Source organism: Actinoplanes sp. NPDC051513, from assembly GCF_044454685.1.
Classification (GTDB): Bacteria; Actinomycetota; Actinomycetes; order Mycobacteriales; family Micromonosporaceae; genus Actinoplanes.
On sequence record NZ_JBITDW010000003.1, the window covers coordinates 315,721 to 330,792 of the forward strand.

General features: G+C 71.3%; 16 protein-coding genes and 1 tRNA gene. 13 read left to right on the forward strand and 4 right to left on the reverse strand.

Translation table 11 applies throughout. The features are described 5' to 3' along the window. The gene (locus tag ACIA5D_RS11465; RefSeq protein WP_396029778.1) at nt 1-648 is read right to left on the reverse strand and encodes a GNAT family N-acetyltransferase; all 648 of its coding nucleotides are present in this window, start codon (nt 646-648) and stop codon (nt 1-3) included. A 99-nt stretch (nt 649-747) separates the two neighbouring features. On the opposite strand from ACIA5D_RS11465, the gene ACIA5D_RS11470 reads away from it, so the two are divergent. The 8 genes from ACIA5D_RS11470 to ACIA5D_RS11505 all read left to right on the forward strand — a co-directional run bounded on the left by ACIA5D_RS11470 (nt 748) and on the right by ACIA5D_RS11505 (nt 7,291). Beyond that, nucleotides 748-1,485 (forward strand): uracil-DNA glycosylase, encoded by a 738-nt coding sequence (locus ACIA5D_RS11470; RefSeq protein WP_396030346.1) that lies wholly within the window; start codon nt 748-750, stop codon nt 1,483-1,485. 31 nt (nt 1,486-1,516) lie between these two features. Next, nucleotides 1,517-2,212, forward strand: coding sequence for a DUF4129 domain-containing protein (locus ACIA5D_RS11475; RefSeq protein ID WP_396029779.1), 696 nt, complete (start codon nt 1,517-1,519; stop codon nt 2,210-2,212). Continuing rightward, a complete protein-coding gene (locus ACIA5D_RS11480; protein WP_396029780.1) occupies nt 2,209-2,784 on the forward strand; it encodes a hypothetical protein in 576 nt (191 codons plus the stop codon). The genes ACIA5D_RS11475 and ACIA5D_RS11480 overlap by 4 nt, the downstream gene beginning before the upstream one ends. 7 nt (nt 2,785-2,791) lie before the next feature. Then, the gene (locus ACIA5D_RS11485; protein ID WP_396029781.1) at nt 2,792-3,790 is read left to right on the forward strand and encodes an AAA family ATPase; all 999 of its coding nucleotides are present in this window, start codon (nt 2,792-2,794) and stop codon (nt 3,788-3,790) included. Beyond that, nucleotides 3,783-5,150: a DUF58 domain-containing protein gene (locus tag ACIA5D_RS11490; protein WP_396029782.1), complete on the forward strand. Its 1,368-nt coding sequence runs from the start codon at nt 3,783-3,785 to the stop codon at nt 5,148-5,150. Before ACIA5D_RS11485 ends, ACIA5D_RS11490 begins: the two co-directional genes overlap by 8 nt. Beyond that, entirely contained in the window at nt 5,150-5,707 is a 558-nt protein-coding gene (locus ACIA5D_RS11495; RefSeq protein WP_396029783.1) for a hypothetical protein, read from the forward strand. Before ACIA5D_RS11490 ends, ACIA5D_RS11495 begins: the two co-directional genes overlap by 1 nt. A 98-nt stretch (nt 5,708-5,805) precedes the next feature. Beyond that, on the forward strand, nt 5,806-7,161 hold the full coding sequence (locus ACIA5D_RS11500) for an NAD(P)/FAD-dependent oxidoreductase (RefSeq protein WP_396029784.1): 1,356 nt from the start codon (nt 5,806-5,808) through the stop codon (nt 7,159-7,161). Between the two features lie 45 nt (nt 7,162-7,206). Further along, nucleotides 7,207-7,291 (forward strand) — tRNA-Leu (locus tag ACIA5D_RS11505). Between the two features lie 35 nt (nt 7,292-7,326). Here the strand turns inward: ACIA5D_RS11505 and ACIA5D_RS11510 are convergent. Then, nucleotides 7,327-7,896, reverse strand: coding sequence for a YciI family protein (locus ACIA5D_RS11510; RefSeq protein ID WP_396029785.1), 570 nt, complete (start codon nt 7,894-7,896; stop codon nt 7,327-7,329). Between the two features lie 114 nt (nt 7,897-8,010). On the opposite strand from ACIA5D_RS11510, the gene ACIA5D_RS11515 reads away from it, so the two are divergent. From ACIA5D_RS11515 to ACIA5D_RS11535, 5 genes are all read left to right on the forward strand, one after another. Beyond that, nucleotides 8,011-8,544 carry a ribbon-helix-helix protein, CopG family gene (locus ACIA5D_RS11515; RefSeq protein WP_396029786.1) on the forward strand — a complete coding sequence of 178 codons (534 nt, stop codon included), beginning with the start codon at nt 8,011-8,013 and terminating at the stop codon, nt 8,542-8,544. 76 nt (nt 8,545-8,620) lie between these two features. Then, on the forward strand, nt 8,621-9,460 hold the full coding sequence (locus tag ACIA5D_RS11520; RefSeq protein WP_396029787.1) for a DUF4097 family beta strand repeat-containing protein: 840 nt from the start codon (nt 8,621-8,623) through the stop codon (nt 9,458-9,460). 23 nt (nt 9,461-9,483) lie between these two features. Further along, complete coding sequence (locus tag ACIA5D_RS11525; RefSeq protein ID WP_396029788.1) at nt 9,484-10,263, forward strand: ABC transporter ATP-binding protein; 780 nt, start codon at nt 9,484-9,486, stop codon at nt 10,261-10,263. Beyond that, nucleotides 10,260-11,021: an ABC transporter permease gene (locus ACIA5D_RS11530; protein ID WP_396029789.1), complete on the forward strand. Its 762-nt coding sequence runs from the start codon at nt 10,260-10,262 to the stop codon at nt 11,019-11,021. The genes ACIA5D_RS11525 and ACIA5D_RS11530 overlap by 4 nt, the downstream gene beginning before the upstream one ends. Before the next feature lie 77 nt (nt 11,022-11,098). After that, the gene (locus ACIA5D_RS11535) at nt 11,099-13,210 is read left to right on the forward strand and encodes an MMPL family transporter (RefSeq protein WP_396029790.1); all 2,112 of its coding nucleotides are present in this window, start codon (nt 11,099-11,101) and stop codon (nt 13,208-13,210) included. On the opposite strand, the gene ACIA5D_RS11540 is transcribed toward ACIA5D_RS11535, so the two are convergent. Continuing rightward, nucleotides 13,207-13,842, reverse strand: a complete 636-nt coding sequence (locus ACIA5D_RS11540; protein WP_396029791.1) for a response regulator — start codon at nt 13,840-13,842, stop codon at nt 13,207-13,209. The two genes, ACIA5D_RS11535 and ACIA5D_RS11540, sit on opposite strands and share 4 nt — an antisense overlap. Then, the gene (locus ACIA5D_RS11545; RefSeq protein ID WP_396029792.1) at nt 13,830-15,062 is read right to left on the reverse strand and encodes a sensor histidine kinase; all 1,233 of its coding nucleotides are present in this window, start codon (nt 15,060-15,062) and stop codon (nt 13,830-13,832) included. The genes ACIA5D_RS11540 and ACIA5D_RS11545 overlap by 13 nt, the downstream gene beginning before the upstream one ends. Nucleotides 15,063-15,072 lie beyond the last annotated feature (10 nt).

Sequence of the window (15,072 nt, forward strand, 5' to 3'; positions counted from 1 at the left end):
CTATTGCTCGCGGGGCACCATCAACGCCTCGCCGCCGACCGGCCGGTACCCCGCGGCCTGGAAGGCCCGGATGCTGCGCGCGTTGCCCGCCGCCTGCTGCGACCACACCGGAAGGCCGCCCGGCGTCAGATGCCGGGCGGCCACCGCCAGCGCCGTGCCCAGGCCGTGATGACGCACGGCCGGCTCGACCTCGATGGCCGTCTCCCACCGCCCGGCCACCCCGCGCCCCAGGATCAGCACGCCGCCGTCGGCCGCCCAGACCCGTACGTCGTCCCGGTGCAGCAGCGCCCGCCGCACCCGCGGATGGTCCGGATCGCGGATCTCGGTGAGCTCGACCGGCGGCCGCCCGGCCAGCGGCGGGGCCACGGTGAGCAGATCGATCGTGTCCATCCGCCGCCCGGTCCGTTCCAGGAGCGCGTTGAGAAAACGGGCGTTCATCGCCGCCGCGAGCGGATCGGTGTCAACGTCTGCCAGCGCGCTCATGACCCACGCCGGGTCCTCGTCGGCGAACACCACCGAATGCCCCGTGAACGCCACCACCCCCGCGTCCCGCCAACTCGGCTGCGGCACGACGATCGTCTCCCCGTCATCGGGCGGGAACCGCCCCTCGGCCGCCGCATCCAGGATCTCCGCGAGTGTCTGTCCCATGCCGACCAGCATCGGTGACCGGACTCCCGCCGCTTCGGCCCACCCGGGTGACGGGCCTGCAGGGTGGGGTGCTGTGCTGACTCGGTGAGTTTGGGTGAGCTGAGGTCGCGTACCCCGCAGGACGTGGTCGAGCACGCGGCCGGCGCCGCGTCGCTCGGCGTGCTCGACGCGCGGATCGCGGAATGTTCCGCGTGTCCGCGGCTGGTCGGCTGGCGTGAGGAGGTCGCGCGGGTCAAGCGGGCCTCCTTCCGGGAGTGGGACTACTGGGCGCGGCCGGTCCCGGGGTTCGGCAACGACGATGCCGCGATCGGGATCCTGGGGCTCGCGCCGGCGGCGCACGGCGGCAACCGGACCGGGCGGGTCTTCACCGGGGACCGATCGGGTGACGTGCTGTTCGCGGCGCTGCACCGGGCGGGCCTGGCCAATCAGCCCACCAGCGTGTCGGCCGGCGACGGGCTCGAGCTCCGGCACACGCGGATCTTCGCGGCCGTCCGGTGCGCGCCGCCCGACAACAAGCCGTCGCCGGAGGAGCGCGACACCTGCGCGCCGTGGGTGCATCGGGAGATTGGTCTGATTCGTCCCACGCTGCGGGTGGTGGTGGCGCTCGGCGCGTTCGCGTGGGCGGCGTGGTGGCCGGCGATGGCCGCCGTTTATGGCACAAAAGCGCCCGTGCCTCGGCCTAAGTTCGGGCACGGTGCTTTCGTGAGCATGCCGGGGGTGCCCGGCCTGCTCGGGTGTTTCCACGTCAGCCAGCAGAACACCTTCACGGGCCGGCTCACCCCGGCGATGCTCGACGACGTGTTCGCCCGTGCGAAGAGTCTCGCGGGCCTGGCATGATTCGGCACAGCCGAAGGGAAGACCGCACGACATGGATCTCGCCGCACTGCGCCGCTGGTGGCCACTGGCCGCCGTCCTCGCGCTGCTCTTCGTGACCGCGCTCGCGGCGACCCGGTCGTCCCCGCAGCTCGACCAGATCCAGCCGGACGCGACGCCGACCACCCCGCCGCTGCTGCCCAAGACCCAGCCGAGCGCGACGAGCGGCGCCCAGCAGCCGCCCGAGGCCGCCCGCGGCCTGCCGGAATGGCTCGGCACCGCCGCGCTCTATCTGCTCCTGCTGATCGCGGTGGTGGTGCTCGTCATCGTGGTCTGGGCGATCGTGCGCGACCAGGCCCGCCGTCGCGCCCGCAAGGGCCGCAGCGGCGCCGTCGAGAGCAAGCAGGGCGCGCGTACGGCCGAGGAGATCGCCGCCGCGCTCGACGCCGGCCTGGAGGAGCTCTCCGACACCGACCGTGACCCCCGCCGCGCCGTCATCGCCTGCTGGGTGCGCCTCGAGCAGGCCGCCGCGGCGGCCGGCACCCCGCGCAGCCCGGGCGACAGCCCGACCGACCTGGTGGGCCGGCTGCTGCGGGAACAGCAGGTCGACGGGCAGGTGCTCGCCGCCCTGCTCGAGGTCTACCGCGAGGCCCGCTACGCCACGCACACGGTCGACGACCAGATGCGCCGGCAGGCCCGCAGTGCGCTCGAGCGGTTGCGCGCCGACCTCGGCGCGGGGGTTTCGGCATGAGCGACGGCGGCCTCGACGATCTTTTCAGCTTCCGCGACGAGCCGGTCGAGGAACCCGCCGAGCCGGTCGTCAAACGGCGCTCCACCGGCCTGTGGATCCTGCGCAACGTGCTGCTGATCGTGGCGGCGACCGCGGTGACCGTGGCGGCGCTGCGGGCCGCGAACATCCACATCTCGGTGCTCTTGATCATCGCGTTCTTCGTCGGCCTGCGGCTCGTGCTGTTCGCGGTCTCCGAGGTGGCGCCGCCGTCGCAGCCCAAGCGGCGATCGCCGGGCGCCGGCTCCGGCCGCAGCCAGGGCGACTCGCTACGCGCCGCCGTGCGCCGCTGGGAGCGGAGCCTCGACCGGGCCCACTCCGACGCGGATCTCTATGCGCGTAACGTTTTGCCCGCGCTCGCGGAGCTCGCCGACGAGCGGCTGCGGCTGCGGCACGGGATCACCCGGGCCGCCGATCCGCGCCGGGCCCGTGAGCTGCTCGGCGACCCGCTGTGGGCGGCCCTGCACGACCGGGGGCGGCACACGGCCAAGGCGAGTGAGCTCGAGACCTACGTGACCGCGTTGGAACGACTGTGAGAAAGGTGTGCCGGTGACCGAGAACGCCCTTCCCCCGTACGAGGTGGGCAGGTTGGCCGGTGCCGTCCTGGACTCGGTCGGCAGCGTCGTGGTGGGCAAGCGTGACTCGCTGGAGCTGGTCCTGGCCGGCATCCTGGCCGGCGGGCACGTGCTGCTGGAAGACCTGCCGGGCCTGGGCAAGACGCTGACGGCCCGCTGCTTCGCACAGTCTCTCGGCCTCGACTTCCGCCGCCTGCAGTTCACGCCCGACCTTCTCCCGGCCGACGTCACCGGCTCCTTCCTGTACGACCAGCGCAAGGGCGACTTCTCCTTCCGGGCCGGCCCGGTCTTCACCAACATGCTGCTGGCGGACGAGATCAACCGGACGCCGCCGAAGACCCAGGCCGCGCTGCTCGAGGCGATGCAGGAGAAGCAGGTGTCGGTCGAGGGCGTGACCTACCGCCTCGACCCGCCGTTCCACGTCCTGGCGACGGCCAACCCGATCGAGTACGAGGGCACCTACCCCCTGCCCGAGGCGCAGCTCGACCGTTTCCTGCTGCGCGTCTCGTTCGGCTACCCGAACGCCGAGGAGGAGTGGGAGGTGCTGCAGCGCCGCATGTCCCGCCGCCAGGAGGAGTCGTTCCTGCAGCCGGTGGTCGACGCCCGGATGCTGCAGGCGATGCAGGCCGCCCTGGAGGTGATCACGGTGGAGGACTCGATCGGCCGGTACATCGTGTCGCTGACCGCGGCCACCCGCGAGCACGCCTCGGTGCTGGTCGGCTCGTCGCCGCGTGGCTCGCTGGCGCTGCTGCTGCTCGCCCGGGCGCGGGCCGCGATGGCCGGCCGCGACTTCGTGGTGCCGGAAGACGTCAAGGACGTCGCCGTACCCGCCCTCGCCCACCGCATCACGCTGCGGCCCGAGATGTGGCTGCGCCGCGTCGACCCGGCCTTCGTGGTGCAGGAGGTGCTGACCAACGTGCCGGCGCCGGCGAGCGGCGCGCTGCCGACCTACGCGCGGCATGACTGACGCCCTGACCCTGAGAGCCGCGATTCCGCAGTCGGCGACCGCCGAGGCGGAGTCGTGGTCGGCGCCCGCCTGGGTGCCGACCCGCGCGCTGGGCCGGTCGGTGCTGCTCACCGGCCTGCTTCTGCTGCTCGGCGTGGCGCTGGGCCGGGTCGACCTGGTGCTGCTGGCCGCGCCGTTCGCGATCGGCGCCGCGGTCGGCCTTCGCCGGATGCCCCGCTCGGCGCCCGAGCTGACGATCACCGCCGACGAGGAGCACATCGTCGAGGGCGGCCACGTCGACGCCGCGGTGACCGTGAGCAACCCCGACGTTATCCCCTACGACCTGGTGGTGCTGCGGACCCGTACCTCGCCCTGGCTCAAGCTGGAGCAGGCCGACCGCCCGTTCGCGATCACCGTGCCGCGCGATGGCTGGTACTCGGTGGACCTGCCCGGCGACGCGCTGCGCTGGGGCCGGCAGGACGTGGGCCCCGCCGCCGCGCGCGTCGCCGCCTGCGGTGGGCTGCTGGCCTGCCGTCCGGTCGTGGTGTCCGGCCGGGGCGTCCGGGTCTACCCGAACACCGATCCGTTCAACGCGACCGAGGCGATGCCGGCCGCGGCCGGCCTGGTGGGCAACCACCGGTCGCGGCGTCCCGGCGAAGGCGGAGAGCTGGCGGGCGTACGGCCGTTCGCGCCGGGCGACCGTCTGCGGCGCATCGACTGGCGGGTGTCGCTGCGGACGCGCGACCTGCACGTCGCCTCCACCCTGTCCGACCGCGACGCCGAGGTGCTGCTCCTGCTCGACGTGCTCGGCGAAGTGGGTCTCTCCGGCGGCGTCGCCGGCGGCGCGTCCGTCCTCGACACGACCGTCCGCGCCACGGCCGCGATCGCCGAGCACTACCTCCAGCGCGGCGACCGGGTGTCGCTGCTCGAGTACGGCGCGACCGCCCGCCGCCTGCGTCCCGCCACCGGCCGCCGCCAGTACCTGACCGTGCTCGAGTGGCTGCTGGACGTGCGCCCCGACCCGGTCGAGGTCAGCGAGGACGACTACCAGAACGTCTTCGGCATGCACCACGTCTCGTCGGACGCGCTGGTGATGGTCCTGACCCCGCTGGTCGATCCGCGCTCGGCGGACATGCTCGCCCAGCTCACCCAGTCCGGCCGGTACGTCGTCGCGGTCGACACGCTGCCCGCGGGCGCGGCGCCCGCCAACCGCGACCAGTGGACCCCGCTCGCCACCCGCCTGTGGCGGCTCGAGCGGGAGAACGTGCTGGGTCGCCTGCGCGAGCACGGCGTGCCGGTGGTGGCGTGGGCCGGCGCCGGCAGCCTCGACCTGGTGCTGCGCGACGTGGCCCGCCTCGCCTCGGCCCCCCGGGGGCACTGATGTTTCTGGACAAGCAGATCGCCGAGGCCAGGTCGGTGGCGTCGCGGGCCACCGCGATCCCGTTCATGGTCCGCTTCGGCATCGCGCTGTGCGGCCTGATCGCGATGACCGTGGCCTGGCCGTCGGCGATCGTGGCCAGCCAGTGGAACGTGGCCCTGGTGCTGGTCGCGCTGTATCCGTCGGTGGCGCCGCGGGGCCGGGGGGCGACGTTCTCGGCCCTGGTCGTGGTGGCCGGCTGGATCGCCGACACGGCCGGGTTCGAGTCCCGCATCGCCCTGTGGCGGGTGCTCACCATCGCCACGCTGCTCTACCTCGGACACTCGCTGACCGCGCTGGCCGCCGTCCTCCCGTACGACGCCGTCGTGACGTTGGACATGGTCGGCGGCTGGCTCGCGCGGGCCGGCGCGGTCGTGCTCGTCTCCGCGGTACTCACCGTGGTCGTGCTGGGACTCTCCACTGATCTTGCCGGCGGCGCGTTTGTGCTGGCCACGATCGTGGGAATCGCCTGCGCGGTCGGCGCAACGGTACTCATAGCACGCCTTTTGCAGAGAGCGTGAAATCTGTTGGAAATATGTGCCTCAGAGCACTTGACAAACGGCTTTGGGATAGATCACAGAACAAGGCGCGACGGCGCGTCACGCGCGACAATATTCATGTGAATCCGCAGCGCATCGTTGTCGTAGGGGCAGGTCACGTCGGGCTGTACGCGGCCCTGCGCCTGTCCAGGAAGCTCAACCGGCGCCGCGCCGAGGTGGTCGTCATCGACCCGCAGCCGCACATGACGTACCAGCCGTTCCTCCCCGAGGCAGCGGCCGGCAACATCAGCCCGCGGCACTCGGTGGTTCCGCTCCGGCGCGAGCTCAAGAAGTGCCGAATCGTGTCCGGTGAGGTCACGAAGATCGAGCACGCGCGCAAGACGGTCACGATTCAGCCGATCGACGGCCCGTCCACGGAGATGACGTACGACCACATCATCGTGGCGCCCGGCTCGGTGTCGCGGACCCTGCCCATCCCCGGTCTCCGGGAGCGCGGCATCGGGTTCAAGACCATCGGCGAGGCCATCTACCTGCGCAACCACATCCTGGACCGGCTCGACGTCGCGGCGGTCACCCCCGACCCGGCAGTGCGCAAGGCATCGCTCACCTTCGTGTTCGTCGGCGGCGGCTTCGCCGGCATCGAGGCGCTCGCCGAGATGGAGGACGTCGTCCGCGACGCGCTGAAGTACTACCCCGACCTCGACCCGTCCGAGGTCAAGTTCGTGCTGGTCGAGGCGACCAACCGGATCCTGCCCGAGGTCGGCGCCAAGATGGGGGCGTACGCGGCCCGCGCGCTCGACGCCCGCGACATCGAGCTGCGGCTGGACACTCGGCTCGAGTCCTGCGTCGGCGGCGAGATCGTGCTCAGTGATGGCGACCGGTTCCACGCCGAGACCCTGGTGTGGACGGCCGGCGTGAAGCCGTCGCCGATGCTCGACCGCACCGACCTGCCGCGCGGCCCGCGCGGTCACGTCACCTGCCTGCCCACGCTGCAGGTGGTCGACGGCGACCAGGTGCTCGACGGCGTGTGGAGCGCCGGCGATTGTGCGCAGGTGCCCGACCTGACCAACCCCGGCGCGTACTGCTCGCCCAGCGCGCAGCACGCCGTCCGGCAGGCAAAGGTGCTGGCCGACAACATCCGCACGGTGATCCTCGGCGGCCTGCCGAAGGAATACCGCCACAAGTACGTCGGCAGCGTCGCCGGCCTCGGCCTGTACAAGGGCGTGGCGCACGTCTACGGCATCAAGGTCAAGGGACTGCCGGCGTGGTTCATGCACCGCACGTACCACATGAGCCGTATCCCGTCGTTCAACCGGAAGGTCCGGGTCGTCGCCGACTGGACCCTCGCGTTCGTGCTGCGCCGCGAGACGATCGCGCTCGGCCAGCTGCACGCGCCGCGTGAGGAGTTCACCCACGTGACCCCGCGGGTCGAGCTACCCGACGAGCGCGAAAAGGTGGGCGCGGGAGCCCGCTAGTCCGATTCCATTGCCCGGGCGGCACCCGATACGGTGTTCCTGCCCGCCCGGGTGGTGGAATGGCAGACACGGCCGCCTTAAAAGCGGCTGCCTCATTGAAGGCGTGCGGGTTCGAGACCCGCCCCGGGCACGCAAAAACGATCTGCCGAGGTGTCGGCGAGCTCGTCACCGGCGCCCGCCGAAGGTCCAGGGATGCACCTCGATCCGGTCGTAGGCTCCGGTCGCGGCGAAGAGGCCCCGGACCGCCTCCGGTTCGGGAAACTCGCCGATCACGGCTGTCCCCTCCCAGTCCTCGCCGTCCGGGGAGAGCAGGCGCCCGAAGGCAATGAGCCGCTCACGCTCGAGGGCCGGCTCGGTCCGCTCGGCCCCGGGCCAGTCCATCAGCGGCTTGGCGTGCGCGAGAATCAGATACCGTCCGCCCCTCTCCTCCTGCCGGCCGGGGAAGTCCCACATCGTCCGCCCCAGCAGGTCGACGAACCGCCGGACGATGACGTGGCGGTAGACCCCCGCGAGGTAGTTGGGCTCCTCGAACGCGAAGACCCGCGCGGTCTCGGCATCGGGCAGGTCGACGATGTGCACGCTGCCGGTGGCGTCTTCGAGGTCGTCGGTGAGCGTGGGCCCCCGCGCGATCATCCCGTCGGCGAACCGGTCCATGAACGCCCAGTGTTCCTCGACGAGCTGCCACCGCAGTTGCCCGGCGCCGTCCCGGTCCCGGCAGTAGAAGAAGTAATCCACCCGAAGAGGATCGCATTCCCCTCGGCGCGTGCCTCAGGCCGCCTGGTGCCATGGTGGCACCGTCGTGTGCCAAAGTGCTTGTGGGTGGTGCCATGTGTGTGCCACTATGGCGTCATGGACTTGACCTCGTATGTGAGCAACCTCGGACGCGAGTTCGCCACGCTTGCCGAAGCCGGCGGTGAGGAGTCGCGTGCACTGGTCGAGCGCCTGACCGGGTCGCTGGAGTCGGCGATCCGCATGACTCTGCTGGACGCGCTGTCGGCCGCCGTCGACGAGATCACCCGGGACCTCGCGCCCGGATCGGTCGAGCTGCGTCTGCGCGGTCGCGATCCGCAGTTCGTCGTGACCCCGCCACCCACCGAGCCGTTCGAGTTCGCGGCCCTGGCGGCCCCGGCGACGACCGACCACGTGCCGGCCGGCGATCTCCTGCTCGCCGAGGACGGCCCGGCCGCGCGCATCAACGTACGCATGCCCGAGCAGCTCAAGGGCGCGATCGAGGAGGCCGCGGCCCGCGAGGGGCGGTCCGTCAACGCCTGGCTGGTCCGGGCGGCCGCCGCCGGACTGCAGCAGTCCGATCGCGATCAGCGTCCCGAGCCGCGCCCCACCACGAAACCGGCCAAACAGGGCTTCACCGGCTGGGTGCGCTAGACCGCACCGCTCGTCTTTCCCTACACCGTCCCCGACCTGCGGAGACGGCGCACCGACCCATCACGAGGGGACCACCATGCCCAGTTTCGAGACCCCCGAACCGATCTCCGCCACCCTCGAGTTCGGCGTCGGCAACGTGCGGATCACCGCGAGCGACCGCGCCGACACCGTCGTCGAGGTACGCCCGAGCGACGAGTCCGACGAGTCCGACGTGCAGGCCGCTCAGCAGATCCGTGTCGATTACGCCAACGGCGTGCTCCAGGTCATCGGCCCGAAGCGGGTCTTCGACTTCTCCAAGAAGAGCCGGTCGGTCGAAGTGTCCATCGAGCTGCCCAGCGCTTCCCAGCTGTCCGCGCACCTGCTCATGGGCGAGTTCCGGTGCTCCGGCCGGCTCGGGGAGTGCCGCATCAAGACCACCGGTCACATCCAGCTCGACCGGACCGGCCCGCTGCGCCTGCACACCGGCATGGGCCGCGTCACCGCCGACGCCATCATCGGCGCCGCCGACATCTCCACCGGCCACGGCAAGGTCCAGGTCGGCGAGGTCGAGGGCGCCGTGGAGGTCAAGAACTCCAACGGCGACACGGCGATCGACGCGGCCACCGGCGATGTGCGGGTGCGCAACGCCAACGGCTCCATCTACGTCGGGCGGGCCGGCGCCGGCGTCGACGCGAAGACGTCCAACGGCGGCATCCAGCTCGGCGAGGTCGTTCGCGGTTCGGTCGTGGTCGGAACCGCCGCGGGCGATCTCGAGATCGGCATCGCCGAGGGCACCGCCGCCTGGCTCGAGGTGAACACCGGGTTCGGGCACGTGCGCAACCTGATGGAGAGCGCGACCCGGCCCGACGAGGCCGACGAGACCGTCGAGGTGCGCGCGCGTACGTCGTACGGAGACATCACCATCCACCGTTCCTGATCCGCCAAGGGGAGGCAAGGCACATGGAAGAGAACGCGGCGATCCAGGTACACGGGTTGCGGAAGTCCTACAAGGAACTGGAGGTGCTCAAGGGTGTGGACTTCGAGGTGGCGCGCGGAAGCATCTTCGCGCTGCTCGGCTCCAACGGTGCCGGCAAGACGACGATCGTGCGCATCCTCAGCACCCTGCTCAAACCGGACGACGGCACGGCGCACGTCAACGGGTTCGACGTCGTGTCGCAGGCGGCGCGGGTACGGGAGTCGATCAGCCTGACCGTGCAGTTCGCGGCGGTGGACGAGATCCTCACCGGCCGGGAGAACCTGATCATGATTGCCGAGCTGCGGCACGTGAAGGGCGCCGGCAAGGTGGCCGACGAACTGCTCGAACGCTTCGCCCTGGCCGACGCAGGCGGACGCCGGGTGGCGACCTACTCCGGTGGCATGCGCCGCCGCCTCGACATCGCCATGAGCCTCATCGGCGACCCGCCGGTCATCTTCCTCGACGAGCCGACCACCGGCCTCGACCCGGAGGGCCGCATCGAGGTGTGGAACGTGATCCAGAAACTGGCCGACAGCGGCACGACCGTGCTCCTGACCACCCAGTACCTCGACGAGGCCGAGAAGCTCGCCGACCGGATCGCGATCCTGCACCTCGGCACGATCATCGTCTCGGGCACCTTGGCGGAGCTGAGGAAGCTGCTCCCGCCGGCGAAGGTCGAGTACGTGGAGCGGCAGCCCACCCTCGAAGAGGTATTCCTGGCAATAGTCGGAACCAAGGACAGCGACAAGGAGGCGCAGCGATGACCACGCATTCCCTCAGCGACATGAACGTGATGCTCAAGCGGTCCCTGCGGCACGTCACGCGCAGCCCCGACACCATCATCACGGTGACGATCATGCCGATCGCGTTCCTGCTGCTGTTCCGCTACGTGTTCGGCGGCGCGATCCAGGCGAACACCGACAACTACACGAACTATCTGCTGCCCGGCGTCCTGCTCATCGCGATCGCCAGCGGCATCTCGTACACGGCCTTCCGCCTCTTCAACGACATGCAGGGCGGCATCTTCGAGCGATTCCACTCGATGCCGATCGCCCGCTCGTCGGTGTTGTGGGGACACGTCATGACGTCGGTGGTGTCCAACGCCATCTCCGTGGTGGTCATCGTCCTGGTGGCGCTCATCATCGGCTTCCGCTCGTCGGCGGGCGTGCTGGCCTGGCTGGCCGTAGCCGGCATCCTGGCGCTCTTCACGCTCACGCTGACCTGGCTCGCCGTGATCCCCGGGCTGACGGCCAAGACCGTCGATGGGGCGAGCGCATTCGCGTACCCCCTGATCTTCCTGCCCTTCATCAGCTCGGCGTTCGTGCCCACCGAGTCGATGCCGGCCCCGGTGCGGGCGTTCGCGGAGAACCAGCCGGTCACCTCGATCGTCAACTCGATCAGGGCCCTGTTCGAGCAGCAGCCGGTCGGCAACGACATCTGGATCGCCCTCGGCTGGTGCGTCGGCATCCTGGTCGTCGCCTACGCGGCCGCCATGCGCGTCTACCTGCGCAAAATCGGCTGACACATCCCTGCCGCATGGCGCTGCCATGGCAGCGCCATGCCCGAAACCAGAGTCCATAAAGGACCGGAGGTAGAGCCATGTTCGACAGATGGGGCAGGTTCGTCGTACGACGGGCGTGGTGGGTCATCGGCGGCTGGCTGGTGGGGGCGTTCCTGATCATCGGCCTGCTGCCGAGCCTCGCCGACATCACCAGTGGCGACCAGGGCAGCTTCCTGCCCGGCAAGTACGAGTCGGTGCAGGCGATCGACCTGGCCAAGAAAGCGTTCCCGGAACAGGCGACGTCCACCGCCATCGTGGTGGTGAAGCGCTCCGACGGCGGCCCGCTGACCGAGGCCGACCAGGCCAAGGCCGCGGCGCTGGCCACCGCGATCGACGGAGCGCACATCGCCGGAATCGGCCGGCCGCTGACCGGCCCGCAGGCCGTCGCGCCCAACAAGCTCGTCCAGTTGGTCAGCGTGCCCGTCACCGCCGCCTTGACCGACGCTCAGGGGCAGCTGGACGCGGTGAAACAGACCCGCGACGTCATCAAGGCCAACCTGGCCGGCACCGGCCTGAGCGCCGGGGTCACCGGGCAGGTGGCTCAGGTCGTGGACAACAACGACACCTTCAACACCGCGTTCACGGTGGTCGGCACGGCCACCTTTGTGCTGATCATCGTGCTGATCCTGATCATCTTCCGCAGCCCGATCGCCGCGCTGTTGCCGATCCTCGTCATCGGCGTGGTCCTGCAGGTCTCGTCGCACCTGATCGCGGCGGCCGGCAAGCTGTTCGGCTTCAACGTCGACCAGAGCCTGCAGACGTTGTTGCTGATCGTGCTGTACGGCATCGGCACCGATTACATCCTGTTCCTGCTGTTCCGCTTCCGGGAACGGCTGCGCGCCGGCGCCGACAAGAAGGCCGCGATGGCGTACGCCGTCGCCCGGGTCGGGGAGGTGATCACGTCGGCCGGTGCGGTGGTCATCGTGGCGTTCCTGGCGTTGCTGCTGGCCAGCTTCGGCGGGTTCGGGTCGCTCGGCCCGGGACTGGCCATCGCCGTCTTTGTCATGTTGGTCACCGCGCTGACCCTGATCCCGGCCCTGGTCGGCCTGATCGGACCGGCGACGTTCTGGCCGTCGAAGTCGTGGAAGCGGGAGCCGAAGGGCACCGCGTTCGTCCGCATCGGCGCGGCGCTCGGCCGGCGGCCCGCGGTGGCGGCCGTCTCCTCCGGACTGGTGCTGTTCGCCCTGGCCAGCGGGGTCCTGTTGTTCAAGGCCGACTACGACTTCGCGGCCGGCTTCCCGACCACCACCGAGTCCGCGAAGGCGGCCGCCGACCTGGAGCGCGGCTTCCCGCAGGGTGCTCTCGACCCCACCGAGGCGTACCTGACCACCCGCGACGGAGGCCCGTTGACTGCCGCCCAGCTCGACCAGTTCGCCGCGGCGGCCGCGAAGGTGAACGGGGTCGGTGGCGTGCAGCCACCGGTCAAGTCGGCCGACGCGACGGTGGCCCGCTTCGGTCTGCTGCTCACCGTGAACCCGGCGTCCAACGAGGCGATCGCCCTGGTGCACGACCACCTGCGCGACGACCTCCATGCCCTCGCGCCACCCGGCACGAAGGTGCTGGTCGGTGGCACTACGGCGATCTACGCGGACATCAACTCGGCCAACAGCCGGGACCTGTCGGTGATCCTGCCGGCGGCGGCGCTGCTCATCGCGATCATCCTCGCCCTGTTGCTGCGCAGCATTGTCGCCCCGATCTACCTGGTGGCCGCGGTGCTGCTCAACTTCGCCGCCACCCTCGGCGCCGCCATCTACCTGTTCCAGGGCGTGGCCGGCAAACCCGGGGTGACGTTCCAGCTGCCGATCGTGCTCTACCTGTTCGTCCTCGCGATCGGCACCGACTACAACATCCTGATGATCGCCCGTCTGCGCGAGGAAGCCCGCGCCGGCAACGAGCCCAGGGCGGCCGCGGCGCTCGCCGTACGCCACGCCGGCCCGTCGGTCGCCGCGGCCGGGATCATCCTCGCCGGCACCTTTGCCGTGCTCGCCCTCGCCCCGGTGTCCTTCCTGCAACAGATCGGATTCTCCGTCGCGACCGGCATCCTGCTGTCCGCGTTCGTGATGTCGATGTTCCTGGTGCCGTCGCTGACCGCCCTCATCGGACACGCCGCCTGGTGGCCGGGACACGGCGACGTCGATCGCAGCTCTTAGCTGTTCAGAAAGGCAAGGACGGCGTGCACCCGCCGGTGCGCGTCGTCCGACGGCGGCAGCTGCAGCTTGGCGAAGATGTTGCCGATGTGCTTCTCCACCGAGACGGGAGCGATCGTGAGCGCCGCACAGATCGCCGAGTTGGACAGGCCTTGCGCCATCAGGCCCAGCACCTCGCGTTCGCGCGGGGTCAGCGCGTCCAGGCCACCGGTGCGGTTGAACAGCTGCCGTACGACCTCGAGATCCATCGCGGTGCCACCGGCCGCGACCCGCTCCACCGCGTCGAGGAAGTCGTCGAGCGCGGTCACCCGATCCTTGAGCAGGTAGCCCACGCCGCCGCGGCCGTCCGCCAGCAGGTCGGCGGCGTACGCCCGCTCGACGTACTGCGACACGATGAGGATGCGGGCGGACGGCTCGGCGGCCCGTATCCGCAACGCCGCGCGCAGCCCTTCGTCGCGGAAGCCCGGCGGTAGCCGCACGTCGACCACAGACAGGTCGGGCCGGTGCTCCTCGACGGCGGCGACCAGGTCATCGGCGTTGTCGACGGCCGCCACCACGGTGTGCCCGGTCTCGGTGAGCAGCCGTACCATCCCCTCGCGGAGCAGCAGCAGGTCCTCGGCAATCACGATGCGCATGGCAGCTCCGCTCGCAGGAGAGTTGGCCCGCCGGGCGGACTGGTCAGGGTGAGGACGCCGTCGAGCGCGTCCACCCGCCGGCGCAGCCCGTCGATCCCGGGGCCGGCCGGGTCGGCGCCGCCCCGGCCGTTGTCGCCCACCGAGACCCGCACGACGTTCCCGGTCCGGGTGATCTCGATCGTCCCGGCGGTCGCACCCGCGTGCTTGGCCGCGTTGGTGAGGCCCTCGGCGACGACGAAGTAGGCCGCCGACTCGACGGCCGCCGGACACCGCGCCCCGGGATCGCCGTGCAGCGCCACCGGGAACGGGCTGTCCCCGGCGAGCGCGGCCAGCGCGGCGTGCAGGCCACGGTCGGTGAGGATCGGCGGGTGGATGCCACGGACGAGACGGCGCAGCTCGCCGAGCGCGTCGTCGAGCTGGCGCCGGGCCAGGTCGACGTCCGGCGCCGCGTCGCCGTCGGCGCGCAGTTTGCGGGCGGCCAGCGCGAGGGTCATTCCGGCCGCCACGATCCTCGCCTGAGCGCCGTCGTGCAGGTCGCGCTCGATCCGCCGCAGCTCGGCGGCCTGCGCGTCGACCACCCGGCGGCGGGTCTCGGCAAGCCGGGTGGCCTCGTCGACCAGCCGGCGGTGCTCGCCGGGGGAGAGCAGCGCGGCCGAGAGCCGGGCCGGCCCGCGCGCGAGGACACGCACCAGCCAGAGCGTCACCGGCAGCAGCGCCAACCCGAGCACGGTCAGCCCGAACCGTCCCGGAACGGTGGTCAGCAGCGGCTTCATCGGCCACGGCGCGTGCGGGTTGGGGACCGCCCACGCCCAGGCCGGCGCGACCACCGCGCCCAGGCCGACCACCGCCACCACGATGCCGGCCACCCCGGTGACCAGGCCGGCCGGGAAGCTCAGGACCAGCCAGGCGAGGTCGCGCCAGGAGGCCGGTTGCCGGGCCGCCGACGCGACCCGCTCGCGCAGCCGGTCGCCGGTGATCGGCAGGTAGGGCGTTTCGATCGGCGTCCCGAGCACCCAGCCGGCCCGGCGCCGCTCGAGCCCGGCGAGCAGCCGGGTGACCCAGGCCGCGCCGAGGAAGGCGTGCCCGCCGAGGTGGGTGAACGAGGTGAGCGTGGTGCCGAGGGCGGCGACCAGGCTCCACGCCAGCCCGACCGCCCCGGCCGGCAGTCCCGTGGCCAGGTAGGCCAGGGCCCGGCCGGTCCGGGTGAGCACGTCGCGCATCGTGGCGAGC